The sequence below is a fragment of the Runella defluvii genome (assembly GCF_014195535.1).
Taxonomy (GTDB): domain Bacteria; phylum Bacteroidota; class Bacteroidia; order Cytophagales; family Spirosomataceae; genus Runella; species Runella defluvii.
In genome coordinates, this window is record NZ_JACIBY010000004.1 from 188,522 (window position 1) to 214,514 (window position 25,993).

The following is a 25,993-nucleotide window of genomic DNA, read 5'->3' on the forward strand; positions in this document are numbered from 1 at the left end:
AAATAGTGTTTCTTCTCATGGAGGGACAATATTCTTTAACGCAGGAAGTTCAGCTTCGACTTTGGAGTATGTTTCGATTGACAGTATGGGAGACATATGGGCTTCAGGTAAGGCTGTTGAAATAAATGCAGAGGGGGTTCGTATTGAGAAATCTACAATAAGTAACAGTGAGGCAACGGGAATTTATAATAATGCCAGTTCTTTGACGATTACTGACTCGAATATCTTTGGAAACTTAACGGGGATTTACAATAATAACGGTAAGCCGACACTTCAGGATAATAAAATTTATAGCAATGTAAATTTTGGAATTAATAATAATGGTAAAGAAACCATTGATGCCCGAAACACCTACTGGGGAACACCCACGGGACCTCTGCACCCAACGCTTAACCCTAATGGGAAAGGAAACAAAGTATCAGATAGAGTGCTATTTTCACCATGGATTGAGCAAATAACCCAAGTAGATCAAACCATCACTTTTACAGAAATTCCAAATAAATATGTGGATGACACGCTGACCTTGACGGCAACCGCTACATCCGCACTACCAGTAAGCTTTTCGATTGTTACCCAACCCGTTTCGGGGGTAGCATTACTCTCTGGAAATACGATTACTTTTCTTGGTACGGTTGGTCAAGTAACTGTGACAGCAAGCCAGCCTGGTAATCAATTCTTCAAATCGGCACAATTACAGCGTACGTTTACAGTTTCGAAACGTAATCAGAGTATTACCTTTAATGCTATCTCTGCTAAATCATTAGAAGATGCACCGTTTAGTTTGAAGGCAATAGCAACATCAGGCTTGGCGGTTAGTTTTAGCGTAGTCTCTGGACCTGCCACATTGAACGGCAATACTCTCACACTTACTGCGGTAGGTACAGTCGTTGTTGAGGCACGGCAAACTGGAGATAAAGTGTATAACCCAGCGCCTTCAGTTAGACAAAGTTTTGTGGTAGTTGAGAGTTTGAAAAAGCCAGATTTACAGATTTCACAAGTAAAGCTCGTTTCTGACAAAGTACAAGCAGGTGATGATGTCAACTATCAGGTATCCATTAAAAATACTGGGGGGACAACTGCTCCTAGCGGAACATTACTTCGGGGGTATCTGTCATCAGATAACGTCATTGATGAATCTGATATACTATTTTCTATAGACACACTTAGTGATGCCCTCCCTGCCGATCAGACAAAAATACTCACTAAATCAGTGAAAGCTCCTAGCAAACTGGGGTCGTTTAACCTGTTGTTTTGGGTGAATCCTAACGCAACGCTGGGCGAGCTCCTGTTCACCAACAATATATCAGCACCAGTCCGCATCACGATAGAACCGAGCTATACAGCTACGGCCTCAGTAGGTCCGACGTATTTTCTGCAAGGTAGTAATATTCCTGTCATAGGTTCGGCCACTAAATCGAATGGTTCGGCTGTGGCGAACGTTCCTGTGGAGGTGTACATAATTACGAAAGGAATTAGAAGAACTGTATTAGACACAACAGATGCGTCTGGTAAGTTTTCGACCTCGTTTGTACCGCTGTCAACAGAATCCGGTCACTATATTGTCGGAGCCGCTTTTCCTGGCTTAAATCAGACAACCGAACAGGATAAGTTTGATATTCTGGGAGTTCGCATTAATAAGGGGAATAACATTCTTTTTACAGTTACCCAAAATCAAACCCTGAGTGGTTCTCTGCCAGTAGAAAATTTGAGTGGTAAGAGCCTGACCAACTTTACACTGGCTCCTATCACCTTGCCAATTGGAGCTACAGTTGAGTTCTCGGTGCTGCCAAATTTAGCTGGTAACGCATCAGCTACAATTGGTTACTCGATTAAAGGTTCTGTGCTGACAAACGGAAATAATTGCGAAGAGATTAGTTTTCAGGCAAAATCAGAAGAGGGTGTTATCCAGAAGATAAATACCTATTACTACTGCCGGGCAGCCAATGCTGATATTATAGCCGATATATCGCACATTCAGGCCAATGTTTCGCAGTCCGTAGGGGAACGCCGAATCGAAGTGAAATTGATTAACAGAGGTCAAGCAGCAACGGGTGCTATTACAATCAATCTGCCTGACGTAAAATGGCTGACAAGCGTTACACCCAAGACATTGCCTTCATTGGTACCAGGAGATACAACTGTTGCCGTATTTAACTTTTTGGCCTTGACTGAAGTGCCTGTTAATAATCTTATTAAAGGAACCATTGGAATCAACGCAGCTAATGGGAACTCGCTCTCTATTCCCTTCACTTTTCAGAAAGTTTCACAAGCGACAGGAACGGCGAGAATTGTGGTTACCAACCAATATACATACAACACAAATAACGGCAATGGGCCAAAAGTAAAGGATGCGGTTGTTAAAATTACGAACTACTTCACTGGTGAAGTGTATGTGAACGGGAAGACCTCAGAAGACGGAGTTTTTACAAAAGCAGATCTACCAGAAGGAAAACATCGTATTACCGTAGAAAAAGAAAAACATTTACCGTACGAAGCTATCATTGAAATCAACCCTGGAGCGATAACAGAATCAACCGTATTTCTGAATTATCAGGCTATAACTTTTAGCTGGAATGTAGTGCCTACAACCGTACAGGATGAATACGAAACCGTGCTTGAGGCCAAATTTGAAACCAACGTTCCAATGCCAGTAGTGACGATAGAAATGCCTAAAACAATGCCTCAACTTTCAGAGGGGCAATCGTATCAGTTTATGGTTACACTCACAAATCATGGACTTATCACGGCTCTGGAAGTGGCGTTGAATTTGCCTACAACAGATAGCGAATACGAATTTATAACTAATTATACTCCCGCTGATTTGCCAGCTAAAAATAGTATTCAAATTCCAGTCATCATGCGTAGGCGAAGTGGAGTAGAGGGCGGACGTTTAAGTGCTACATCTGCTAATGCCCCTTGTACAGATTTTGTAGGTGCTTTATATTTTTATATCTGTGACTCGAAGGAATTGGGGCAAAATACTGGTGCTACTTTTAATTACACAGGCCGATCATGTCCTGGAGGGGGATTTTGTTACGGTTGTTATCCATTAGGCGGCGGAGAAGCTGTTGGTGGAATTATTCCGATTTCATTTAAGCAGGAGAAAGTAAGTTGTGTGGCCTGTATTTCAGATATAGCCCAGGCTGTATTAGGCTGTATTCCAATAGATGTTCTTGCATTCGAATTAGTAGCTGAATATACTGGCTTGCTAATATGTTATAGCGGCGAACTGATTGAGGCATCCAATACACAGGATTTGGATGCTTTTGGAAGAGGATTACAAAAATGTGCTATTGACGCAGCAGTGGAATTAAACTTAGGCCTGGCTATTAAGCAGATACCAAAAAGAATTGTAAAAAAATTGCCGATAATTAATCAGATCTTCTGTATAAAAGGAGTGTATGAGGCTATAGTAAGCTGTACTGGTATTAAAGGAAAAAGAGATGGAAGAATGAGAGCTAACGAATTACCCAATGCTGTTCTTAAAGAAGCTGCTGATAATTTATTGGCTGTGATAAATGGGTATGAAGCAAACAGAAACTGGATGGCTGAATGCTATGGTGAGCTGATTGACCGGGAAAGTTGGCCTATTTTATTTACTCTGGTTGTCAATCCTTTTTTTACCAAGCAGGAGCATATTCCTACAAATATTCAAAATGATATCATCGAATTAATGGCTGGATATGATATAAGCTCATCCGAACTCTCTGCATTTTTCACCCGATGGAACACTTCACTGGATGCTAAGTCAAAAAATATACTTGCACCTAATACTGATTACCCAAATATTATTAACTGGAATAAGGTTAAAAATTACGTGGCTACTTTAATTCAGGCACATAATTATGCGGTTAAAAAACAATTTAAAACCATTGATGAGATGTACCTAGAATCAATAAAATCTCTGAACGAAATCATCGATGGTGAACAAAAAGGTGTTTGTGCTTCAGTAACTGTTCAATTCAGTCAGCAACTGACGATGACACGGGAGGCTTTTGAAGGTACGCTGGAAATCTTCAACGGCCATCCGACGGATGCTATGGAGAAGATTTCTGTTGATATTCAAATCAAAGACGAAAATGGTGCACCTGCTAATGGGCTTTTTGAGATTCAGCCGCAAAACCCTGCCAGCCTTTCCGATATCGGTGCTGAACAGAAAGGTTCTCTCAAATTCCTGTTTATCCCGCAGGTCAACGCTGCACCCCAAACATCAAAGGTGTATAAATTTGGCGGTTCTGTAAATTATTGGGATCCTTATGCACAAGCAATGGTAACGATGCCTTTAACTACAGTCCCCATAACGGTTAACCCCAGTCCCAATCTGATGCTTCATTATTTTATGGAGCGAAATATATTGGGTGATGATGCTCTTACTTCTCAGGAGGTTGAGCCTTCTGTACCTGCTGAGTTGGCAGTTATGATTGAAAATCAGGGTTACGGATATGCGCGCGACATGACCATATCATCGGCTCAACCGAAAATTGTTGAAAATGAGAAAGGTTTAGCTATAGATTTCAACCTAATCGGTTCTAACCTGCAAGGTAAACCAATGCAATTGGGGCTGACGAATATCAATTTTGGCACGATTGAACCTTTAAAGACAAAAATCGGCCAGTGGTACTTTACAAGTTCACTACTTGGAAAATTCGTCAGTTACGATGCAAAGGTTCTTCACAAGAGCAGTTTTGGCAATCAGAATCTAAGCTTAGTGCAAGGTGTCAAACTCCATGAATTGACAAAAAGTATCCGATTGTATGGGGAACTTGAAGATGGGATAACCGACTTTCTTGTCAATGATGTTTTCGACGTCAATGACCGACCTGATATAATTTACTTCTCGCAGGGGAACAAAACAGCAAAAGTTAGCCAGGCTTCTAATGGAAGTTTCAATATCCCCATCTCGGGGCCGACGTACACCAATAAGTTGACAGTAACTCCATCAGAGGCTGGATTCAATTACATTAATCTACCTGATCCTGGGAACAAGCTTTATGAATTAGTTAGCGTTACCCGTAGTGATGGGCAGGTAATTCCTCTGAATAATGTATGGCTCACCTTTGTCACATTACCCGTTAGCCGTTCGCCGATTTATGAAAACAAATTCCATATGGTAGATAACTTTGCTACAACTGCCGCTGTTACTTATACAATTGTTTGGAAACCGAAGGATAATGGCCCCAAAATTGATAGAATCGAAGGCGCTCCAACTCAGGTATCGTCAACACAGGTAAAGAATTTAAAGGTTTACTTTAATAAGAGAATTGATCCAGCAACCTTTACCTTTGAGGACCTAAATCTTTCCTTACAGGGTGGCTTCAATATCATCAATTCGTCTGTTGTCATTACCAGAATGGACTCTGTTTCTTTTAACATAGACCTTACAGCAATCACTACCGGAAACGGGCTTTATGTATTTACTGCACAGGCTGCTAATGTTAAAGACATGTCCGGCGCTTCTGGAACGGGTGGCAAACAGGTAAGTTGGTCACAGTTTTTAACAGAGATGAGCATCCAGGGTCTGCAAAACAGCTACTGTAGCAATGCAACATCACAAGCTCTCGTTGGGGTACCTTCAGGTGGAATATTCACGGGGGCTGGCATTACAGGAAATGTTTTTGACCCTACAAAGGCAGGTGTTGGTTCTCATGTCATTACTTACAGCAAAGATGGAAAGTCGGTTACGGCGAGCGTTACAGTTAATCCTACACCGTCAGTTAGGATAAGTTCAAGCACAAACACACTGACTTGTGCAACGCCAACAGTTGAGTTAACGGCCAGCGGAGGTTTGAATTATCTTTTTGCAGGCCCAGGGATTGTTAAGCAAGGGGGGACGGATGGAAAAGCTGTTATCGATAAGGCTGGTACATATTCCGTCGAAGTAACTGATGCCAACGGCTGTATAGCAAGTGCCAGTATAGTAATTACTGAAAATAACAGCACACCACGCACAAAAATTACCGTGCAGCCCGATAGTGGTTCAGTCGTTGCAGTCGGTGCTTCAGTCAGTATTTCGCTTTCGGCAACTGGTAGTAATCTTACTTATCAATGGACTAAAGATGGGGTTGTCGTGCCAGGGGCAAGTACTAGAGTGCTTAGTCTGACAGGAGTTACGACCAGTCAAAGCGGTACCTATGTTTGTACAGTAAGTGGGGATTGTGGTAATGCCATTTCGCAGCCTTTCATTCTAACTGTAAAAGCCGACCCCATTCTGTCTGTTCAATCAGGAAATACTCCCTTTCAGATAGAGCTTTATCCTAATCCTGCTACCAGTAATAGCGTTTGGATTAAGATTAGTGGTGCAGCGAAGCAATTGGTTCATTTACAGCTGATAGATTTGAAAGGTCGAATAGTTTGGGAGTATTACGTTAATGTAACTACAATGGAATATATCGAACAATTGGATATTAGTAATCTGTCGATGGGGATGCTACTGCTAAAGGCAAGTACAACAGGCCAAATTCAGACTAGAATCCTAATGAAGCCTTAAATAGTTTTGTCTGCGCTACTAGGATGGGAACATTTCTGTTGTCAACTGAAGTTTTTTGCTCAATTGTTTGATAGAAAATGATGTATTTGATGTGTTGGCTTGTTGCCTATTTTGAAATACTTGCGTATGCCGAATATGAGCCTATTCTGAAAAATAGTTTTCAGAATAGGCTCATATTCGGCATTTTTTAAAGTTGTTTTACCGAAAATCATATTTTAAAATGTAAATAACCTACTATTAACACGTTTTAAAATACTAGTATGTTTTCAAAACGGCCGCATGGCCTTCACAAAACGATTTTTGAAGTACTTAGAAAAGAGGTTGTCTTCGCGGACACCTTTGGACGACGAAGCGTGAATGAATAGAATGTCGTTTTTGCCGCGCACTTCGGTTACAATGCCCACGTGCGAAACGTAGCCCGCTTTGCCCGCGTCGGGTACGTAGAAAATCCAGTCGCCAGGACGGATGTCGTGTACTTCCTCGACTTCGGTGCCAAATTCAGCTTGCTGCCACGAAATGCGCGGAACTTTGAGGCCCACTTCGGTATAAACCGAGCAAATCAATCCTGAGCAATCGATGCCGCCTCGGTCGTTACCGCCACTGCGGTAGGGCGTGCCCGTATAAGCACGAGCACTGCGTACAATGTCGCGCACGTAATTTTGGTAAGCACCTTTGGGTTTGGTCAGTAGGGGACGTTTGGTAGCGGGCGTTTTTGTGGTAGTTCTAGCAGGAGGAGGCGATGACTTGAACACGGCACAAGCGCTCACCAACAAACCAAAAAAAACGATTGAAAGTATGCCTACAAAACGCGTCATTCCGTACTGGGTTAGGATTTACAAAAATAACGTAAGAATAAATGAAATAGCGTGAAGATGGGGGAATTAATCAAAACCAATCCTAGCTAATATCCGTCAGGGCGATGATTTTGTCGTTTTTAAATTGGAAAATAGAGCGGCCTTCCAGCTGAATTCGGTCGTCTTTTTTGAGTCCCATTGGCAAATCCATGGCTAAAACGGCTTCGTAATCTACCTCGATTTCACAAAGGTCGTTTTCGTGTTTGAACGACGTGATGGTTTGGCAACGTTCTGAAAAATAGCCTTTTGACTGCTCCGCTTGCTGGCGAATGGCCTCTTTGCCTTCTAAATGAAGGTTGACTTCGCCATTGGCAATGTTCTCAAACTGTACATTTTCGTCGAGGTGAGCCAACATGCCTTCTACGTCAAATCGGTTGTAGGCTTCGACGTACGCTTGTATGATTTGTTCGCGTTCTTGCATAGAAATTAGGGGTAATATGAGTGCAATTTTACGTTTTTTTCAAAATTTCGTCCGTAAAATGGGCACGTAGTTTTGGTTGGGAGAATTTTTCTTGGTTAAAATCACTCGATTTTCCGCGCGGTACCGAAAGGGAAGTCCACTGCGTAGCAAGCATTTTACCGATAAATACCAGTTGGCCCACGTGGTAAGGATAATGCGCCAATTGCCGATGAATGGCTTCCGTTACGGTATGGCCTTGGTTACGGATGTAAATAATTCTAGTGAGGTCGTCAGAACTCAGAGCATCAAGGGCTTGGAAAAGACAGGTCCAGCCTTCTTCCCATTGCTCAAGTACTTCTTGGCGGGTGGTGGCATCGTTGATAAATTCAGCATCGCGGTTACGGCTTTCCTTTTCCCCATCAGTGGTCAAAAAATCGGTCCAACGCGAAAGCATGTTGCCCCAGAGGTGTTTTACAATGGTGGCTATGCTGTTACTTTCTTCGTTGTAGCTCCAAAACAGCTGTTCATCGCTGAGTTGTTGCATGGTTTTATCGCCCAGCAGTTTATAGTATTCAAATTGCTTGCGAGTACTTTCAATAAAATCGTTTTGCATGGTAGAAAGAGGGTTTATCAAACGTGATTCGATAAAAATAATGCTATTTCTGTTTTTTAATACCTTGTTTTTCAAACCATTTGGTGCATTCTAGGAAGAAAGACTGAGGTTGTTCTACAAACGGGAAATGTCCTGCGTCTTTAATGATTACTTCGGTCGATTGAGGAATCTGTTTGGCAATACGATCCGATTGAGAAATTTTGTCGCAAATAAAATCATCGTCTCCTACAACGACGAAAGTGGGGGCGTTGATAGAGGAAAGTTTCGGAAAAAGATACTCCGTTCCAAAATTGGCGGTTTGGGTATATTTGTCCACTTGGTCGTTAAAACTGCCCGCTTTTTTGATAAAAGCCTCTATGTTTTTTTCGTCGTGAAAATAAAATGGAATAATAAACTTCATAGCTTGGGTAAGCGTCATAGTGGGGTCGTAGTTCATAAGCACCTTGACTCCTGCTTCAAAATAGGGTTTTTCCTTACGTTTTAATATGGCTTTTTGAATTTCAGCTTCGTACAAGCTGTCCCGACCCGCCAAAGCACCAATGGCAACAATGCCATTAACATTGTTGGGGTGGCTAATACCGTACGAAAGCACCTGAAACCCACCCATTGAATGGCCTGAAAGCCACACTTTGGGCTGATTGAGGTAGTGCCTTAGGGCATCCATGTCCTCCATAAAAAACGAGGTAGTGTATTGCTTGGGGTCTTCGGGGCCTTTGGATTGTCCACTATGGCGGGTGTCGTAATAAACCATGGTAAAGTACTGCTCAAACGGATGAAAATAGTTTTTGAGGTACTCCATCGAAGCACCCCAGCCTGGGGTTGGGAAGAGCATAACGGGGCCTTTTCCTGCCACATAGTAGTGCAGGGTAGTTCCATTCACAGTAGCAAAGTGGCTTCCTGGCGATAAGCGATTTTGAGCGTAGCTTAGGTGAGCTATGAATAAACAAAAAACGAGTTTGGTGTAACGTGTAAGTGACATGAGTGGTTAAAGAATGTGTTGACCCAAAAATAACCAATTTTTGATAAGATTCTTCGACGTAGTTTCTAAAGTAAAATAAATCGCTCAACCCGTATTTGTTCCAAAAAATGCGCGTCGTGCGAAACCACGAGGAGCGTCCCTTGGTATTCATTGATGGCAGCAGTTAAGATGTCAATGTTTTGAATATCAAGGTTATTGGTGGGCTCGTCTAGCACAATCAGGTCAGGAGCTTGGCTTCCAATTGTGAGGCAACACAGCATCAAGCGCATTCGCTCGCCGCCGCTCAACGCACCGCAAGGCTTGTCCCAGGTTTCTTTGTCAAACAAAAACCGATGCAAGCGTATCTTGATTTCGTGTTCTTGCAGCGCCGCGCTGTTGGCCTGTTGAGCTTGCTGCAAAACGCTTAAACGCGGGTCAATCAACGAATAATCTTGGTCGATATATACCGCTTGCCCCGCCGCTCGATGCAAGGCGCCTGCCGACGGTTGGAGCGATCCCAACAGGAGTTTAATCAAGGTGGTTTTCCCCGAGCCATTCAATCCTTTCAACGCAATGCGCTCACCGCTAGTGATTTGGAAGTTTAAACTTTCCAGCCAAAGTGACTTGTGACCATAGTTGAAATTGAGTTGGTCGGCCGCAAACAAGATTTTTCCTTTGTGCAAAAAAGAGTTGTTAAACCCAAACTTCATCTTGTCGATGTCGGGAAGGGACGAGCGGAGGTCGCGTAATTCTTGGGCCAGGCCGTCAATTTTTTCACCATGAACACTTTTTAGCTTTGAGGTACTGTTTTCGGCATTGTTTCTCAGGGTATTCATCATAATACGCGCCACGCCCGCTTTTTCTTGCTTTTGTTTTCCGCGCGCGTCCAGTTTTTGTTGGCGTTCCAGCGTTTCACGTTCCTTTTCTTTGGCTTTCCGAAGCGCTTTTTCGCGGCTTTGAACGTCGTGTTGGAGGGCATTCGACTGGATTTCTTTTTGTTCGGCGTAAAAATCATAATTGCCTCCATAGACGGTAATCCCTCGCTTTCCAAGTTCGCAGACGGTATCAAGTAAATTGAGTAAGGTGCGGTCGTGGCTGACGACGATGAGCGTTTTGGAGGTGGATTCCATAAAGCCGTAGAGCAACTGCCGCGCCGCCGTATCTAGGTGATTACTAGGCTCATCGAGCAAGATAAAGTCTGGGTTATGAATGTCGATTCCTGCTAAAAATACCTTTGTTTTTTGGCCACCACTCAAAGTTGCTAACGGTTCTGTAAGGTCAATTTCGGTGAGCTGCCAATAGGCAAATGCTTCTTGAATCCGTTCTTCTAGCGTCCAATCGTCATCTAGTACAAGAAGGTTTTCTTCCGTGACGTTGCCTGCCAATATTTCTTGCAAAGCAGTTAGTTTCTGGGCTACTCCAAGTGCCTCCGCGACCGTCAGGTGGTTGAATTGACCTACTACTTGTGGTATATAATAGGGGGTTGCTTGCACCATCCGTTGACCAGTAGAAGGGGATAATTCACCCGCAATGATTTTCAACAACGTCGATTTCCCTGAGCCATTGTTGCCAATTAATGCGATTTTTTCGTGGGTATTTACGGTCAAATGAAGCTCATCAAACAACCGTGATTTGTTGGGATGTGTATAGGAAATATTCTGGAGAATCAGCATGATTTCTTTCTTTAGGAGTGAATAAAAAAGCACGTGCCGCCGCATCGCGACGGGGCTATTTATTGAATCGGAAAGAAAGTGAATCTCACATGGAAGTAATAAATTGGACGCAGAGAGGCTGGTGTATCTGACGCCGAAATGATGCAACAAAGGTAAGGGGAATTTTACTATTTAGGAAGATATCTCAATTTTTTGCCGCCAAACCGCCATCACATAACACCGCGAGTGTGGTTCATTGGGGTTTAATTCAATAAATTCTTTTTGGGTCAAAATCGCGCGATTGTAATCACGGAGAAGTCCGCGTTCATTAAAATCGTCTGGCATGAGCGTGCTTGCCATTCCCGTACAATTGGTTAAAGTACTGATTGAGTAGGCGTCATCCAGTAGGTCATAACCTATAAATTCAAAGCCATCGAGCGGTACTTGATGGCAAGCTTCGGTAGGTTCTTTTACGACTGCAATTAGTTGATAGTGAATAGATTTGGTACGCTGAAGTACGTAGTCAATGGAGCTATAAAAGCCAGTCAACCAGACGCCATCGCAAACAATATATGTCCAGTCCTCACTGCTTTTGTAGTCTGGTTCGACGACAGAGGGGTTGAGCAACGCGTCCAAAGAAACCATTTCTTTCAAATGATGTAACCCGTACCAAGCCGCATAGTCATCCCATGAATGTCCATGAGCGTGGTACTGAGGCGTAAAGGGTGCAATGGCGTTGTACCAAAAAGTCATAAGAATGTTTGTTTACAAACGATAGTCGAAAAACAATCTTACAAGGATAACAAGAAGGCCAAAGACTTTCCAAGTCTGTACTTTTTGGTAAGCCTAAACCTCCAACGTAAGGAGCGCTAAGTAGGGGTCGCCTTCCAGACCCAAGGCCAGGGCAAAGGCAGGCTCGGTCTTGTATCCTTGTCGCTTCAACGAAACAATCTGCTGCCGAAAAGCTTCGCCGTGCTGAGCGAGGAGTTTGTCTTCAACCAGCATATGGCGGTAGGCGTTTTGAGTTTTTGGGGGAATGTTTTGGCCAAATACCTCAATTTCAACCCCATCGACTATAAAATGTGCAACGACGGCTTGATGAGCGGGATTTTCCCAAAAAGTAAAATTGGGGTAATGGCCAAACAATGAATGGAGCGTTGCTGCAAAATCGCTTTTGTCTGACCACTGACAAATGATGTCAAGGTCGCTGCTTTCGATGTCAATATTGATAGGAATCGTACCAACCAACACAGGCGAAAATGGCGCGAGTTGCGTCAAAATTCGGTGGTTGGTCAGTACGTCGTAGGCGCGTTGTTGTCGCTCGTTTCCCGTTTTTAAATAGTCTATGGTGTCAAATTTCATTCAAATGAGGCATTTTACCTTGACGGTATTCGCGGTACAGTCGTACAATGTCTTCCTGCGTATCGCCAATAAATGGCCCGTGGCTGACGATGGGAGCTTGGTGAGGCTGTCCTGCGTATAGGACAAAACGAGCGCCCTGTTTGGTACTTTGAACATGGAGTTCGCTTTCCGTTTCGTTCAATGAATCCAGCCATCCGACTTGGCCTTTTTCTAACTGGCGACCGCCAACGGTTACACTTCCCTCAAGAACGTAAACAAATCCGTTGTAGTGTGCAGGAATCGGTTGGGTTACTTCCGAGGTGGCATTGAGCTGGAAATCGACCAAAGTAAAAGGGGTGTGGTTGCGCAAGGGCGAGGTGAGGCCGTGGCTACTGCCACTATATACCCGAATCGTACCTTGCTCGTTTTGGAGCGTAGGTACATTTTCGAGGGTTAATTTTTGCCAAGAAGGTTCTATCCAGCGTTTTTCGGGCGGCAAGACCAACCACAATTGCAAAATCCGCAGCGTGGTTTGCGCCGTAATCTCTTCGGTGTGAACAATTCCTTTCCCTGCCGTCATGAGTTCGAGGCTTCCTTTTTGCCATTCTTTATCATTTCCATCAACAACAAAAGTGACGGTTTCAAAACCCGCGTGAGGATGCGCCCCTCCTACGGGTGGGCCGCCAGGTAAGTTGAGCTGATCGTCCATGAGTAAAAAAAACGGGTCGGTTTGGGGGAAATGCTGCCCGTCAATGAGTGCCGCAGCGGCGTGCCCTTTTCCTAAAAAACCTTGGTGGAATTTGGGGGTAAAAGCAAATTTAATGGTACGTTGGTTCATAGCTGTAGTTGATTGAAATACTTAATGCGTTGTTAAATTAGGCGAAAATACGCGTTGGAGCAAATCGGGGAAACGCACCGCAATTGTAATCCAGAGAACGACCTGCACGCCGATGGCCATACCGACAGGTTGCTGGTGTTGGAGGTGCGTTGCGATGGCGCCGCCCATGTAGGCGATGAGAAAGAAAGCTCCGATGATGGCCGTTCGTGGAACAAGAAACAATATCAATGACGTAATTTCTACCAATCCGATGAGACGGTACGTATGGGCATTAATGCCAATGGCGCTTGCTTGGGCGATGGCGGCTTCGTTTTGGCTAATTTTTAAGAATGCACTAAACGCAAATAATAGCCCTAAAACAGCGGTTAACGCCCAGCCCGTAATTTTAATTGATTTGGATGACATGGTTTTTAAATTTTTGATTTCGGGGCAAAGTTCTTTTAAAATGCTATACATTTGTAACCTGTTACAAAAAGGATACCGATTACAAAATGGATACCATACACACAAAAGAAGCCTGTCAAAAGTCGATTTTGGCCATTCGAGATACGTTGGATGTGGTAGGGGGAAAGTGGAAACTTATTTTGCTGACCATTCTAATGACGGGGCCGCGGAGGTTTAGAGAACTGTCGCGGGAGGCGGGGATTTCGCCGAGAATATTGTCGAAGGAGTTGCAAGAACTAGAGATGAACGAGTTGGTCAACCGTACTGTCCAAAACACAAAACCGATTACGGTGGAGTATTCGCTTACGCCTTACAGCGAAAGCCTGAATGACGTATTGAGTTCGATGCAGCATTGGGGCGTCGAACATCGGAGGAAGATGATTCGCTAAAAAGCTGGGGGTAGCTTTTTACAATTTAGTGACAATGTTGGTAGCCGATTCGTAGTCCGAATCGAGTACCAACAGTTTAATATTGCCTCTCGGGCGACAAAAAGTAGAACTTGAGCCCATGTTTGGGTCTTTTAGAATGGCTTTGATTTTTACGCTTTCCAAAAGTTTTTTGGCCATTTGGCATTGTATCCAAGTTCCGCTGTAGATTTCGATAAATTCCATTGCCTTTCGATAGATAAACCTTACAAAAGTACTAAAGAGGTATATGTCGAATAACTACTTTTTATCCCTATTCAGTAATTTCAATAAGATTGTTTTCTGGATCTAAAATCACACTTTCATAATAACCATCTCCAGTCATTCTTGGTTCTCCAACTACCTGAAATTCATTTTCTTGTAGCTTTTTAGTTAGCTTGTCCACTTGCTCTTTACTTCCGACCGAAATAGCCAAATGTATAATTCCTAATCGTTGATTTTCAACTGTTTGGGATATGTTGTTTACTTCAGGCTTGTGCATCAATTCGAGGCGTGCTCCTTGCTCGAAAGACAAAAAATACGATTGAAAATTTTTGGTTGGATTGTGGTATTTGGCGCTAGAAATGGCACCAAAATAAGTTTCGTAAAAAGCCCTCATTTGTTCGAGGTTTTGTACCCAAATGGCAATGTGTTCGATTTTCATAGAGTTTGTTTTTTTTGCAATATTTTGCAAATTTGCTTATAATTGCAAAATAATTGAAGTTTTCTACCAAAAAATCTCGTACAAACATGAATTTCCGCGACGATGCCATCGAATTAGATCTGAAAAAAGCACGATTTGCCCTCAAAGCCATTTTTCTGGTGTGCGGTATTGGGATTTCGAGTTGGGCGCCAATGGTTCCTTATACCAAAGACCGACTTGGCCTCGACGACGGTAGGATGGGGGTTTTGTTGTTGTTTTTAGGCGCAGGGGCAATTATCCTGATGCCGATTTCGGGTTGGCTGATTTCCAAAATAGGCTCCCTAAAAACGATGATTGGTTCTGCCATCGTGATGTCGGTGGCGTTGCCGCTGCTGTTGCTTATGGATTCTTCGGTGGCCATGGCGGCCATGCTTTTCGTGTTTGGGGCAGGTCTTGGTAGCATCGATGTCGCCATGAATGCACACGGGGTTCAGATTCAAAATTTGTCGGAAAAACCCATCATGTCGTCTATCCACGGCTTTTTTAGCGTAGGGGGACTGGTAGGGCCGCTGGCCATTGGGCTATTGATAAAGTTGGGTATAACGCCGTTGATGGCGGCCATTTCTGTATCAGGATTAATGATGTTGATTGTACTTACCCAGTTTCGTTTTTTGATGGATGCCGCTACCGAAGTGAAAGTCAATCGCCGATTTGCGCCTGAAAAAAGCGAAGAAAGCTCAGGAGGTGCTTCTTGGCTGAATGCCCAAGTGCTTTTTTTGGGAGCGATGTGTTTTGCGGTGTTTTTGGCCGAAGGAGCCATGCTCGACTGGAGCGCCATTTTTCTCCGCGACAACCGAGGGGTAGAGGAGGCATTGTCGGGAGTAGGCTACGCGGCGTTTTCAGTTGCCATGGCGGTCATGCGTTTGGTGGGCGATAAAGTAGTTTCAAAATTAGATACCAAAACGGTAGTGTCGGGAGGAGCGTTTGTGGGTGTCGCAGGTTTTGCCCTCATTGTCGGAACACCTTGGCTTATTGGCGCTTTTGTAGGGTTTGTTTTGGTGGGAATTGGCGCGGCCAACATCGTCCCTGTGTTTTTCAGCGAAGGTGGACGACTCAAAAATGTACCAAGTTCGGTCGCCCTTGCGGCCATTACGAGCATGGGTTACGCTGGTCAATTGGCAGGCCCAGCTATTTTAGGGTTCATCGCGCAACAAACGTCCTTGTCGATAGCATTCGGTTTCACGGGCTTTTTGCTGCTGTTAGTAGCCATAGCGTATGGCAGGAAGTAGCCGTGCTGAGGGTTGCTCACAACCCGATTTTTGCCCGTGCAAAGGGTTGCTCACAACCCGATTTTGCCCGTGTTGAGGGTTGCTCACAACCCGATTTAACGCACGCCAATATTGGAAAAGGGGCGGGTTGTGAGCAACCCGCTTCACGTTTGGCTTCACGTTTGAAAATATAAAAAACCTCAAAAAATGTTAAAAGAGGAGCGTTTTGACCATATTTTGAAAGTCATAAAAGCGACCAATAAAGCTTCGTTTGAAGAGTTGGCGTTGAGTTTGAACGTCTCAGAAGATACTGTCCGTCGAGACATTGAAGTACTTGCAAAGAGTGGATTGCTAGTGAAAGTAAGAGGCGGAGCCATTAGCCCTTCGGCGAGCCCGCTTTCGTTTCAAGACCGCGCGGATATGTTTCCCGACGCTAAAAAAGTAATTGCGCTCAAAGCCCAACAACAGCTCTTGGGAGCTAAAACCGTGTTTATAGACGGAGGTACGACCATGCTGGCGTTTGTTTCAAGTATTCCGATTGATGCCAGTTTTCGGCTGATAACCAATAACATAGCCTTACTTTCGCTGTTGTCGGCGCACCATGGAATCGAAGTGATTGTATTGGGGGGAAATTATAACCGAAGTACGCAAACCAACGTAGGAGTTCAAACGTGCCTCGAAGCCCAAAAGTACCAAGCCGATGTGTATTTTATGGGAGCGTGTTCGATAGACAGTCGAATCGGAATCACCGCCTCTATCCAAGACGAGGGAGAAGTAAAGAAAATCCTGATGGCATCGGCCCGCAAGACGATTGTGTTGAGCAACAAAGAAAAGCTCGAAACCGTCGATTTTTTTAAGGTATGCGAACTTTCGGCTATCGACACGCTTATCACTGATTTACCCAGCAACGACCCCGCACTCGACAACTACCGAAAATTTGATATTGAGATTTTGTAAACAGAAGGCTGCTTACGTTTGTTGGTTTTGTATGGTTTGTAATAACGTATCAAGCTGGCTGAAACGCGTTTCCCAAATCTCCCTAAACTGCTCAAGCCATTTGTCGATTTCTTTCATTCGTTCTAGCTCAAGCGTATAGTAAATCTCGCGTCCTTTGTGTTCTTGTTTCACCAATTCACACTCGGTCAGGATGCGTAAGTGCTTCGAAACGGCCTGACGTGTGGTGTCAAAATGCTCCGCAATCGAATTGGGGGTCATCGACTGCAACGCAATCAACGCAATAATCGCCCGTCTGGTAGGGTCAGCAATGGCCTGAAACACGTCTCTTCTCATTGTTGTTTTTTATTTATGAAGCCAATTGGTTGCAAATGTAGGCGCAGCTTTTTGGTTTCGCAAGTTCTTTTTGTAAATTTTTTGGTTTTGGGGTTATCGTCCGAAGGTTTAATCCGTGTGAATCTGTTAAATCAGTGTCATCAGTGTGCTAAAATCGTCGATAATAGCATACTGATGACACCTTATTCATCCTCGTAGCCATGATACAAATACAACGCTCCGTACGTCCAATTAGGACCTTCGAGCCTAGGAAAATTGAAGCGATCCATCATCAACGCCACGTACCGAAAAGGGTATCCTTCGGGCAGTTCAACGACGTTGGGCCACACCCTCGTACCCGAAGTAGCGTCCCACGGGGGTAAATCCATTTGTAGGGTACCTATTTTTTGGAGTGTAGGATAGGAGTAAATAAATAGTTGCCGTTCCTGACTTCCCGAAAAACAATAACGTTCGTTTCCAATTTTCTGAATAGACGTTCCCGTCGAATTGTGCTGAACGGGGCCTGCAATGCGCCGATAGCCTTTGTTCCACTCATCCGATTCGAGCATAATGGCCTTGTAACCGTTTTGGTTTTCGCAGGTGAGCATCCGCCACTTACGGGCTGTGGAATCAAAAACAACGTGCGGGTCTTCGATGTCGCCCACGAGGCCAAACGGCGTGGCTTTCATCACCGAAAACCCAAACCGAGGGTCGCGTTGGCTTTCGATGGCCAACAATTGTTTTTTCTCTTCGGGCTTGGCGTAGGCACTAAATCCCGTCGTCAGTCCTCGCCAACTCTTTTCTTTTCGGTCGTAAAACAAGTGAGACGCCACCTCATTGCGGAGCAAACCGTCGTTTCGGTCAAATACAATCACGCCTTCCAATCGGAGGTCGAAGGTGGTGGGGTCGAGGCTAAATACCCCCTGAACGTGATGGGGCAAGGCGCGTCCTCGGATTGTCATGGTGTACCAAAGCCGCCCCTTGTCCAAGAGCGGACTGCCATCTTCGTAGGTGATGGCGCGGATGTCGGCCAGCCCCATGCCGCTACTAAGCACCGATTCCACTTTGTGAATAAGCACTTCTCCTCTCTGAAGCCTCACGTACAAGCGAGCTTGGAACGAATGAAGGTATTTTTTGTGGCGTAAATCTAGGATTTGACCAAAATCAAACTGCCCGATTGGGCGTGGTAAATCACCGTTTTCCAGGAAAAGCGTTAGGCCACTGCCGAGCATTTGGAGGATGATTTTGCCTTTTATTTGGGTGTTTTTGCTGTTTTTTGTGGCAATGGAAGACTCCGTAACTACCTGTGCGTTTTTTACTATTTTTTGGCGTACGTCTAGCAATTGTTCGTCCTTAAAAACCAATTTAACCACAAACTGCTCGCTTTGGGACGCATCCGTAAACTCAAAACCCATCTCACCTTGGCCTTGGCAGCGGGCGAGGTCAAGGATATAGGTAGCAAACGGATTGAAGCCGCCAAACCAAATAGACGTTTGTGTTTCGGACGTTGATTGAATGGATAATTGTTGGGAAAGCACGTTCACTTCCGCAGGCGTTGGTAAAGCATGGCGGACGGGATACATGGCCGATAAGCCGATGATTTCGCGGGGGTGCAGGGCGGCCAACGGTAGTTGCTGCGTTTCATCAAAAATAAACCGACGAACACCTTGCCGAACAAAGTTGATTTTTTCGGGGGTAACTGGCGATTGGGCCGTTAGTTTGCCGAACGAAACAAGCACCAGTACAAAAAAGAAAGGCCGATTAATTAATGATTTCACCTTTGTTGTTGTCCAATTTATCACGAAATGTTTGAATCGCCTGTGGCGTTTGTTTGCCCCATTCGGTTACTTCTCCTACAATTTTTAAAGGTGCTTGTGAGCGATAAGAACGAGTTAGATTGCCTGGGAATTTTTTATCAGTGAGGTTCGGGTCATGCTCAAAACTACCCGTAGGCTCAATGATATACACGCGTTCGGGGCCATCGCCTTTGGCCAATGCTGCCGCAAGACCTGCACCGCTGACCAGCGCCGTGAAATAAATATGATTCATTACCAGTTCAGATTGGTAGTTGGAAAGACCACCTGCTATCAACAAATCACCCAGTTGCAAATCAGCTTTTGTACCATGGTAAAAAGGGCCTTTGTCAGAAGGAGCTGCTCCATATAAAGTACTTAGTTCGTGATTCTTTTTGGCGTTTTCCACATCATCCAAGTCGTCATAGCACGCCGAAATTTGGGAATACAAAGTGGGGAGTGCGCTTTTAGTAGCTTCATTGTCAGCCTTTAAAGCATGTTCTAACGCAATGGTTAGCCAGTGTAAGCGGCCAGCGACGGTAGGTTGATGTCGAGCTACGTAATAGGCAGCAAGAAACTTTTCAAACTCATTGGTAGCTTCCTCCCAGCCTTGTCGAAATAGGTGATTGGCTTCTTCGGGATTGCCCTTGGCCTCCATTTCCATTCCTTGAAGGCAGCGTTTCACAATAGTGTTGAAAGGTGAAAATTCCATTTGCTAGTTTTGGGGGTTTAAATCGATTCTATCGCCGTGGGCTTTGGGTTCGGAGATGACTAAGAAGTGAAGGTCAGTAGCGCCTTCGTTTTTGATTTTGTGCTTTTTGTTGGCTTCTACATGACAACCTTCGTTGGTGTTTACTACAAAAACTTCGTTTTCGATTTCAAATGTGGCTTGTCCTTCCAAAATAAAGAAAAATTGCTGCGCTTTTTGATGGTAATGCAAGGCTTCAGACGTATGGGGTGGCATTCGTTCTTGAATGATACTCAGTGAGTTGGTTTTTAACAAATGCCAACCGTCGCAGTTTTGTCCCCAAGTATAATGTTCGGAGGAGTCTTTACTTCTTTTCATGGATGACTGAAAAATAAACTTTAGAGGATGGTCTGTGTATGTTAGTTTTTCTTAAAAAGTTGCTCGCCAAACATCTCGGTTTTGAAGAGACCAATGGTGTCTCTGGTATGGCCTTCTCCGAACGATTGGGCGACAATCGTTTCGTTGCCCACTTTTAAAACTAGCGAATCGCGGAAGCTATTTTGGGGAACAACATACTTGTTTTTTTGGGTAAAAGATTTATAAACTACTTTGGCTTTGAAGCGAGGTTTTTTTTGGGCGCTGGCGTAGAAAAATGAGCAGGCAAAGAGTAAGAATAACAATGGCTTTAATAGGCTTTTCATTGGTGCTGTGGTTTATAGTCCGTTTTTCATGATGTTATCGGCAAGCTTTGGCAAAAATCGGTGGATGCGCCGTAGCCATTTGGTCTTGCCGATGTAACTCTCAAATTTACCGGCCTTGAAATTACGCAAAAATTCATCGGTTAATTCCTTGGCCGTGATTTTTGATTTTCCGCGCCCTGCGGTCATGGGCGTGTCTATCAAAGCAGGAATGATTTCGAAAACCTTGATGCTCGTTTCTTCCAACTGATACCGTAGAGTTTTGCTAAAACTGTGAAGGGCGGCTTTCGTAGCACAATATACCGAGGCCGATTTTTTGGGAGAAATGAATAATCCACTACTTACATTGATAACGGCGCTGTTTGGGTTTTTGAGTAGCAATGGAAGCAATAAACCAGTCAATTGGAGGGGGGCTGTGAGGTTGGCTGACACTTCGTAGTCGATTTTGTACGTAAGATTAGGTTCATCTATAAAATGGTAATTGTACTGAACGGCGGCATTGTTGACCAAAACGTTCAGGTCGGGGTGCTGCTGCTCGATAAACAATACCAAATCGTCCAAGGAACGCTTGTCGGTGAGGTCGCCCACAAAAATGTCGATGTCGGGGTACGTGGCTTGTATTTCTTCCAATTTTTCTTGGTTGCGGCCAGTGATAATGACTTTGTTGTTGAGGGTCAGAAAACGGGTGGCTAAAGCAAGCCCAATTCCCGAAGAACCGCCCGTGATTAAGATGGTGTTTCCAGAAGTATTCATTGGATGTAAAATGATTAGTAAGATGACGTCACAAAGCTGCGGAATACCTCATCCTTTTTCATTTACATAGGTTGATAAATGCTACTTGCCCGCCATTTTTCGCCGTATTCGACTGAGCTGCGTAGGGGTAATTCCCAAGTAAGAAGCGATGTGGTACTGGGGGATTTGTTGTTCCAACTGCGGAAACTCCTTCTTGAATAGTTGGTAACGCTTGTCGGCGTCCAGCAGTACGATTTCGATTTCCCGTTGTTCTTTTTGCACAAAAAATTGCTCGGCCAATATCCTTGCTCCGCGTTCGATGTCGGGGCACGTAGGGTAGAGGTGCTGAATGTCTCTAAACGACGCCACCTGAAGGGTACAGTCGGTAAGGGCTTGTTGGATAATTTGGTTGGGGCGACCCGTGATGAGCGATGCGTAGCCACCCACGAAGCAAGGATTTACAAAAAAGTGTTTGTTATACTCGACAGCTTCGGCATTTCGGTAAAACGCCCGAAGGATACCTTTTTCCAAAAAACCGATTTCTTTGGCCACCTGCCCATCATCAATGAAATACGCTCCTTTTTGCAATGTTTTGGGGGTAAACAACGCCGCAAATCGCTCCCAACTCTCAGGCGATACAGGAGTGAGTCGCTGGAAGAATGTTTTTAACTCGGTCATGGAAGTGGGTTTCCAAAATGCTTTTTGTGTAAACTATTATCAATAGATTTCACGGCTTAATACCTTGTTTGAAAAGTAATATGATATTTTTTATCCCGCAGATAAACGCAGATTAAAATTCAACGCGGATTGGCGCAGATAAGCTCATTAGCCGAATTAATCACCCAAAATCTGCGGTTATCTGCGGTTTTAGAATCAGCGTAAATCTGCGGGTAAATTATAAAGAAACTTAATAAACAACGTACTAAATAATCGCCGAATTTGTTCTAAAGTCCTCTTTATTAGTAAAATACTCAAATCCGAGCACGAGTAGCATGGAGTAGATTAAGGTTACTTTCTGCATAATCGCCAATAAACCCCAATCGCCAAAGCCGTATAGAAACAAGGTGTAATAAAAGATACCCATACAAAGAATGCAGCCAAATTTAAAGAAATGTAGCTTCGTTTTTAGGCTAAAAACTGTTATGTAAAACAGCCCAAGCAAAGATGACGTACTGGAGAGGGTTACCATAACGTCGTGCAACGGGGTGGCAATGAGGAAGTTGAAGAGGATGTCGCTGAAGCCAACAATCGTTAAGACCAATGAGGCGTGTTTGTTAGACATCTTTTTGGCCATATTGATAAAAAATAGACCAAAGCCCACGGAATTAAAAGCTATGCCAATGGTCGCCCAGACTCTCGACGGGTTTTCGGCGCCATTGAGGGCTTTGGGTTGAAATAAATTGCTGATGAAATTTTGAGTCCAGTCGAATCCCACGGAGTTTTTGTCGTGCAGGGATCCGCCAGGATAAAGATAAGCACCCGTACAAATGAAGCCTACCGAAAGAAGAAGGCACATTAAAACCAAGTGTTTCTTCATTTTTTTGTTTCAAAAGCCTCCAGCCTGTTTAATATCTGAAGAATAAGGTCATTCTGATTTTCCAAATGTTTCAGAATCGCCTCAATTTCACTTTCTGCTTTTTTATTGATGGAAAAATCTTGTTCAGCCCTAAGTTCAGAATGCTTCGACTGCAAGTTTTGCCCAACCATAATAAGGGGCATAAGAAAAATCTGAACCATGTTGGAGATAAACAACCACAAAACAAAAGCTGGGTACGGGTCAAACCGCAAGGTGGTGGGAGCGAGGGTGTTCCAGCCAAGCCATAAGGCTGTCCAGCAGAAGATTATGAGAAAAAATCCCATACTCCCGACATGGTCAGTAATCCACAAAGCAGCCTTGTCGAGGGTAGAAAGCTTTTCTTTATGCTTCAGATTGACGTTATAAATAGGGTGGTAGTTGTTCTTGATTTCCTTAACGGATTGAATATCTTGATGTTTCATGGGCAAATCATGGTAAGTGTCGGACTACATTTTTGACGTGCTTCGGGCGTTGTTTTCGCTTACTCTGAATTTTACAATCCTTTCCATGAGTTGGTAGGGCATAGGTTGGTCAAGCGGAAATTGCACTGACCCTTTTCCTTGCTTATACGTTGAAAGCTCGGCTTGAAATTCGTCGTGCCCCGATGGCGTTGCATAAAATCCGATGTGGTTTTTAAATGCTGCAAAATAAACCAATGGTTTTTTGTGTGTCTTGTAAGCAGGCATTCCGTACGCAAACGATTCCTCTGCTTCGGGGGCATTGTCCTTTATCAATGTTCTAATGTTTCTCAAGATTTCCTGCACATTGTCGGGAAACTGCTGCATGTATGTTTCGATTTCGTTCATTTTATTTATTATGTTATTATTTGCTGGATTTTAGTTGGTTATTTTCTGATAGCGCAAGTGCGGCCGCTTGTGTCATCGAAGTGAGAAAGCTATATCAAAACAACTACAAAAGCAAAAAAGCAGGCCAAAACCTGCTTTTAGAGTAGCGCTATTCAGTCACTTATTTTGAGTACGACATTCCCCTTTTTTCGTCCTTCGTCAACATACCTATGTGCTTCTATTATTTCAGCCATTTGAAAAGTCTTGTCAATTGTCGCCTTAAAAGCTCCTTTTTCAAATAGCTCTTTTAACAGCTCTAATTGTTGTATTGTGTCGGAAGCATATTCATTTACACTCTTATAAATTCCGTTTTCGTTTAAGAGTGTCGCACATTTTTTTCGATTGAATGCCCCAACGGCATCAAAAATTACATCAAACTTTTCGGCTCGATTAGTAAAATCTTCTTTGTCGTATAAAATGATGTTTGTAACGCCTAGTTCGCCAACAAGTTTTTGCCCTCTGGAACTGCAAACAGCAGTTATATCAGCCTGATAATGTTTGGCTATCTGGATGGCTGCCGTTCCTACTGAACCTGTTGCGCCGATAATCAGGATTTTTTTGGTTGGCTTTTCGGCAATTTTTGCTTTTTCTAGAAAATAAATGGCTGTATGTCCACCAAAAACGATGGCTGCGGCTTCTTCGTAGGTAGCATTTTTAGGCATTTTAAGTACATGGCTGTGCTGGTCAACGGCTATATATTCGGCATGAGTTCCCAATTTAAACCCCCTCATCCCGAATACGTTATCACCAACTTTAAATTTGGAAACCTTGTCTCCAACCGCTTCAACAATACCCGAAAAAGTTGTTCCCAAAATCGGTTGTCTAGGTTTTGAAATACCTAAAACCAGCCGCATGATGACCTTCATAAATCCCTTTACACGAAGGCTTCTTACCCTAGCATCGCCAGAGTTGACGGTAGTAGCAACTATTTTGACAAGAATTTGGCGGCCTTTAGGTATTGGTTTGGCAACCTCCTGAAGTTGTAAAACCTCAGGAGGGCCATATTGGGGGCAGATTACAGCTTTCATTTGTTTTTTAACATTAAAAATTAAAACCAAAATCAAACCCAGGTTGAATAAAGTAGTTATTCCATTTTTGTTCTACTGCCTTAAAAGATGCAGGAACATTGGTTCTTATAGGCCAATAGCTAATTCCGATAGCTGGTTCAAAAAAGAAACGGTTTTTAAAAAACTTAAACTGGTACCCCAAATAAGAGTCCACATACAACGTGTAGCCATTTCCAATTTTTTTCCCATTCTTATCCATGTATTTTTCAAAAGCATTCAATGCTTGAACAGACACATAAGCTCCCTTCCACCAAAACCGCTGATAGCCTATGGTAGGTGCCAGTATGCGAGCATGGCCAGGGTAGTTTTCTCCTGGGGCATCAAATGACGATGAACTAAAAGGGATACCTATTGGCCAGGAATAAATGGAGCGTTTGAATCGAAAGGAAATAATATCTTTGGGGGTTATTCGATAGCCAACATTCAATTGGAAATACTCAGGGTTATTTGTTTTATCAAAATTACCCAATAACCACAAAGTGCTGCCAACCCACCATTTTTTATACGTGCTGTCTTTTTTGGCATCTTGTGCACTCATCGGCAAACTGCTTGCCAACATTAAGGTAAGTCCAATCCATAAAATCTTCTTTTGCATCTCTGTTTTCATTCATGTTAAACGATGCTGCAAAGGTAGATTGGGGAAATGTCTGACCTCGTTCACTTAAGTTAAGAAATGCACCTTTTCGGTGTAGAAAGCTATGTTTAATCAAAGTTTTGGGCGCTTCATGGCTTTGCTTTCACAGACTACGAAGGCTTTGTTATTGGGGGGCGTTGCTTTTGATTGACGGTAATGTCAAAATTGTTTCCATTCTTATAAGATGCAACCAATTTCCCAAATGTGTCCAAATGGGTCTTTCAGTTTTCCTATTCTCCAATCATCTTCAGTTGTCATTGGACAAATTTCTGTTGCACCGAACTTTAGTGCATTTTTGAATAATTCGTCAGCATTTTTAGTTTGTAGTATTATTCTAACTGGGCTACTTGAATTCTGGTCGGGGCTTAGATTACCATTGTTCGGTTCTTCGTCGCCAACATAAAATTCTGCTTTGTCAATTTCAATTACCGATGACAGTTTTTTGTCTGGCATTTCAAATCTTTGTTTTTCAATGGCCCCAAAAGCAGAAATATAAAATTCGACAGCTTTTTTTCCATTGTTTACTGTCAAAAAAGGCTTCACTGTTGTCATGTAATTATCTTTCATGAAAAAATTGTTTTTAGGTTTTGTTATCTTAAATACGTTGTTTATTAAGTTTCTTTATAATTTACCCGCAGATTTACGCTGATTCTAAAACCGCAGATAACCGCAGATTTTGGGTGATTAATTCGGCTAATGAGCTTATCTGCGCCAATCCGCGTTGAATTTTAATCTGCGTTTATCTGCGGGATAAAAAATATCATATTACTTTTCAAACAAAGTATTAAA

The 25,993-nt window shown here is 43.4% G+C and carries 27 protein-coding genes and 1 pseudogene; 4 read left to right on the plus strand and 24 right to left on the minus strand.

Annotated features, from left to right (window positions below; all coding sequences use genetic code 11):
- Positions 1-85 precede the first annotated feature (85 nt).
- Entirely contained in the window at positions 86-6,487 is a 6,402-nt protein-coding gene (locus FHS57_RS11060) for an immunoglobulin domain-containing protein (protein ID WP_221225605.1), read from the plus strand.
- A 266-nt stretch (positions 6,488-6,753) separates the two neighbouring features.
- On the opposite strand, the gene FHS57_RS11065 is transcribed toward FHS57_RS11060, so the two are convergent.
- From FHS57_RS11065 to FHS57_RS11105, 9 genes are all read right to left on the minus strand, one after another.
- Positions 6,754-7,302 (minus strand): C40 family peptidase, encoded by a 549-nt coding sequence (locus tag FHS57_RS11065; RefSeq protein ID WP_183973522.1) that lies wholly within the window; start codon positions 7,300-7,302, stop codon positions 6,754-6,756.
- Positions 7,303-7,384: 82 nt separating this feature from the next.
- Positions 7,385-7,762, minus strand: a complete 378-nt coding sequence (locus tag FHS57_RS11070) for a nuclear transport factor 2 family protein (RefSeq protein ID WP_183973524.1) — start codon at positions 7,760-7,762, stop codon at positions 7,385-7,387.
- Positions 7,763-7,790: 28 nt separating this feature from the next.
- Complete coding sequence (locus tag FHS57_RS11075; protein WP_183973526.1) at positions 7,791-8,354, minus strand: DUF1572 family protein; 564 nt, start codon at positions 8,352-8,354, stop codon at positions 7,791-7,793.
- A 43-nt stretch (positions 8,355-8,397) separates the two neighbouring features.
- Positions 8,398-9,333 carry an alpha/beta fold hydrolase gene (locus tag FHS57_RS11080; protein WP_183973528.1) on the minus strand — a complete coding sequence of 312 codons (936 nt, stop codon included), beginning with the start codon at positions 9,331-9,333 and terminating at the stop codon, positions 8,398-8,400.
- A 65-nt stretch (positions 9,334-9,398) separates the two neighbouring features.
- Positions 9,399-10,985 (minus strand): ribosomal protection-like ABC-F family protein, encoded by a 1,587-nt coding sequence (gene abc-f, locus FHS57_RS11085; RefSeq protein WP_183973530.1) that lies wholly within the window; start codon positions 10,983-10,985, stop codon positions 9,399-9,401.
- A gap of 171 nt (positions 10,986-11,156) precedes the next feature.
- Positions 11,157-11,717, minus strand: a complete 561-nt coding sequence (locus FHS57_RS11090) for a hypothetical protein (protein ID WP_183973532.1) — start codon at positions 11,715-11,717, stop codon at positions 11,157-11,159.
- A 93-nt stretch (positions 11,718-11,810) separates the two neighbouring features.
- Entirely contained in the window at positions 11,811-12,326 is a 516-nt protein-coding gene (locus tag FHS57_RS11095) for a DUF4269 domain-containing protein (RefSeq protein ID WP_183973534.1), read from the minus strand.
- On the minus strand, positions 12,316-13,143 hold the full coding sequence (locus FHS57_RS11100) for a pirin family protein (RefSeq protein ID WP_183973536.1): 828 nt from the start codon (positions 13,141-13,143) through the stop codon (positions 12,316-12,318). Before FHS57_RS11100 ends, FHS57_RS11095 begins: the two co-directional genes overlap by 11 nt.
- A 21-nt stretch (positions 13,144-13,164) precedes the next feature.
- Complete coding sequence (locus tag FHS57_RS11105; RefSeq protein ID WP_183973538.1) at positions 13,165-13,548, minus strand: DoxX family protein; 384 nt, start codon at positions 13,546-13,548, stop codon at positions 13,165-13,167.
- 86 nt (positions 13,549-13,634) lie between these two features.
- Between FHS57_RS11105 and FHS57_RS11110 the strand changes: the two genes are divergently transcribed.
- The gene (locus tag FHS57_RS11110) at positions 13,635-13,976 is read left to right on the plus strand and encodes a winged helix-turn-helix transcriptional regulator (protein WP_183973540.1); all 342 of its coding nucleotides are present in this window, start codon (positions 13,635-13,637) and stop codon (positions 13,974-13,976) included.
- Between the two features lie 18 nt (positions 13,977-13,994).
- On the opposite strand, the gene FHS57_RS11115 is transcribed toward FHS57_RS11110, so the two are convergent.
- Together FHS57_RS11115 and FHS57_RS11120 are read right to left on the minus strand one after the other, a co-directional pair.
- Positions 13,995-14,198: a putative signal transducing protein gene (locus FHS57_RS11115; protein ID WP_122931786.1), complete on the minus strand. Its 204-nt coding sequence runs from the start codon at positions 14,196-14,198 to the stop codon at positions 13,995-13,997.
- Positions 14,199-14,265: 67 nt separating this feature from the next.
- Positions 14,266-14,655 carry a VOC family protein gene (locus FHS57_RS11120; RefSeq protein WP_183973542.1) on the minus strand — a complete coding sequence of 130 codons (390 nt, stop codon included), beginning with the start codon at positions 14,653-14,655 and terminating at the stop codon, positions 14,266-14,268.
- Between the two features lie 86 nt (positions 14,656-14,741).
- Here FHS57_RS11120 and FHS57_RS11125 point away from each other — a divergent pair, with 86 nt between their 5' ends.
- On the plus strand, positions 14,742-15,923 hold the full coding sequence (locus FHS57_RS11125; RefSeq protein ID WP_183973544.1) for an MFS transporter: 1,182 nt from the start codon (positions 14,742-14,744) through the stop codon (positions 15,921-15,923).
- 186 nt (positions 15,924-16,109) lie between these two features.
- The gene (locus FHS57_RS11130; RefSeq protein ID WP_183973546.1) at positions 16,110-16,859 is read left to right on the plus strand and encodes a DeoR/GlpR family DNA-binding transcription regulator; all 750 of its coding nucleotides are present in this window, start codon (positions 16,110-16,112) and stop codon (positions 16,857-16,859) included.
- 12 nt (positions 16,860-16,871) lie between these two features.
- Here the strand turns inward: FHS57_RS11130 and FHS57_RS11135 are convergent, their stop codons facing one another.
- The 13 genes and pseudogenes from FHS57_RS11135 to FHS57_RS11195 all read right to left on the minus strand — a co-directional run bounded on the left by FHS57_RS11135 (position 16,872) and on the right by FHS57_RS11195 (position 25,771).
- Positions 16,872-17,192: an ArsR/SmtB family transcription factor gene (locus tag FHS57_RS11135; RefSeq protein WP_183973548.1), complete on the minus strand. Its 321-nt coding sequence runs from the start codon at positions 17,190-17,192 to the stop codon at positions 16,872-16,874.
- A gap of 182 nt (positions 17,193-17,374) precedes the next feature.
- The gene (locus FHS57_RS11140; RefSeq protein WP_183973550.1) at positions 17,375-18,949 is read right to left on the minus strand and encodes a hypothetical protein; all 1,575 of its coding nucleotides are present in this window, start codon (positions 18,947-18,949) and stop codon (positions 17,375-17,377) included.
- On the minus strand, positions 18,933-19,373 hold the full coding sequence (arr, locus tag FHS57_RS32160) for an NAD(+)--rifampin ADP-ribosyltransferase (RefSeq protein WP_374757997.1): 441 nt from the start codon (positions 19,371-19,373) through the stop codon (positions 18,933-18,935). Before arr ends, FHS57_RS11140 begins: the two co-directional genes overlap by 17 nt.
- Positions 19,374-19,679: 306 nt before the next feature.
- Positions 19,680-20,030 carry a cupin domain-containing protein gene (locus FHS57_RS11150; protein WP_183973554.1) on the minus strand — a complete coding sequence of 117 codons (351 nt, stop codon included), beginning with the start codon at positions 20,028-20,030 and terminating at the stop codon, positions 19,680-19,682.
- 47 nt (positions 20,031-20,077) lie between these two features.
- Positions 20,078-20,233 (minus strand): annotated as a pseudogene (locus tag FHS57_RS32065) (subclass B1 metallo-beta-lactamase); the annotation flags it as partial.
- A gap of 132 nt (positions 20,234-20,365) precedes the next feature.
- Positions 20,366-21,103, minus strand: a complete 738-nt coding sequence (locus FHS57_RS11160; RefSeq protein ID WP_183973557.1) for an SDR family oxidoreductase — start codon at positions 21,101-21,103, stop codon at positions 20,366-20,368.
- 81 nt (positions 21,104-21,184) lie between these two features.
- On the minus strand, positions 21,185-21,760 hold the full coding sequence (locus FHS57_RS11165) for a Crp/Fnr family transcriptional regulator (RefSeq protein ID WP_183973559.1): 576 nt from the start codon (positions 21,758-21,760) through the stop codon (positions 21,185-21,187).
- Positions 21,761-22,004: 244 nt separating this feature from the next.
- Positions 22,005-22,619: a hypothetical protein gene (locus FHS57_RS11170; protein ID WP_183973561.1), complete on the minus strand. Its 615-nt coding sequence runs from the start codon at positions 22,617-22,619 to the stop codon at positions 22,005-22,007.
- Positions 22,616-23,080, minus strand: a complete 465-nt coding sequence (locus FHS57_RS11175) for a DUF1003 domain-containing protein (RefSeq protein WP_183973563.1) — start codon at positions 23,078-23,080, stop codon at positions 22,616-22,618. Before FHS57_RS11175 ends, FHS57_RS11170 begins: the two co-directional genes overlap by 4 nt.
- 24 nt (positions 23,081-23,104) lie before the next feature.
- Positions 23,105-23,464 (minus strand): iron chaperone, encoded by a 360-nt coding sequence (locus FHS57_RS11180; RefSeq protein ID WP_183973565.1) that lies wholly within the window; start codon positions 23,462-23,464, stop codon positions 23,105-23,107.
- Between the two features lie 152 nt (positions 23,465-23,616).
- Positions 23,617-24,531 (minus strand): NAD(P)-dependent alcohol dehydrogenase, encoded by a 915-nt coding sequence (locus FHS57_RS11185; RefSeq protein WP_183973567.1) that lies wholly within the window; start codon positions 24,529-24,531, stop codon positions 23,617-23,619.
- 13 nt (positions 24,532-24,544) lie between these two features.
- Positions 24,545-25,177, minus strand: coding sequence for a hypothetical protein (locus FHS57_RS11190; protein ID WP_229601317.1), 633 nt, complete (start codon positions 25,175-25,177; stop codon positions 24,545-24,547).
- A 204-nt stretch (positions 25,178-25,381) separates the two neighbouring features.
- Positions 25,382-25,771: a VOC family protein gene (locus FHS57_RS11195; RefSeq protein ID WP_122934436.1), complete on the minus strand. Its 390-nt coding sequence runs from the start codon at positions 25,769-25,771 to the stop codon at positions 25,382-25,384.
- Positions 25,772-25,993 lie beyond the last annotated feature (222 nt).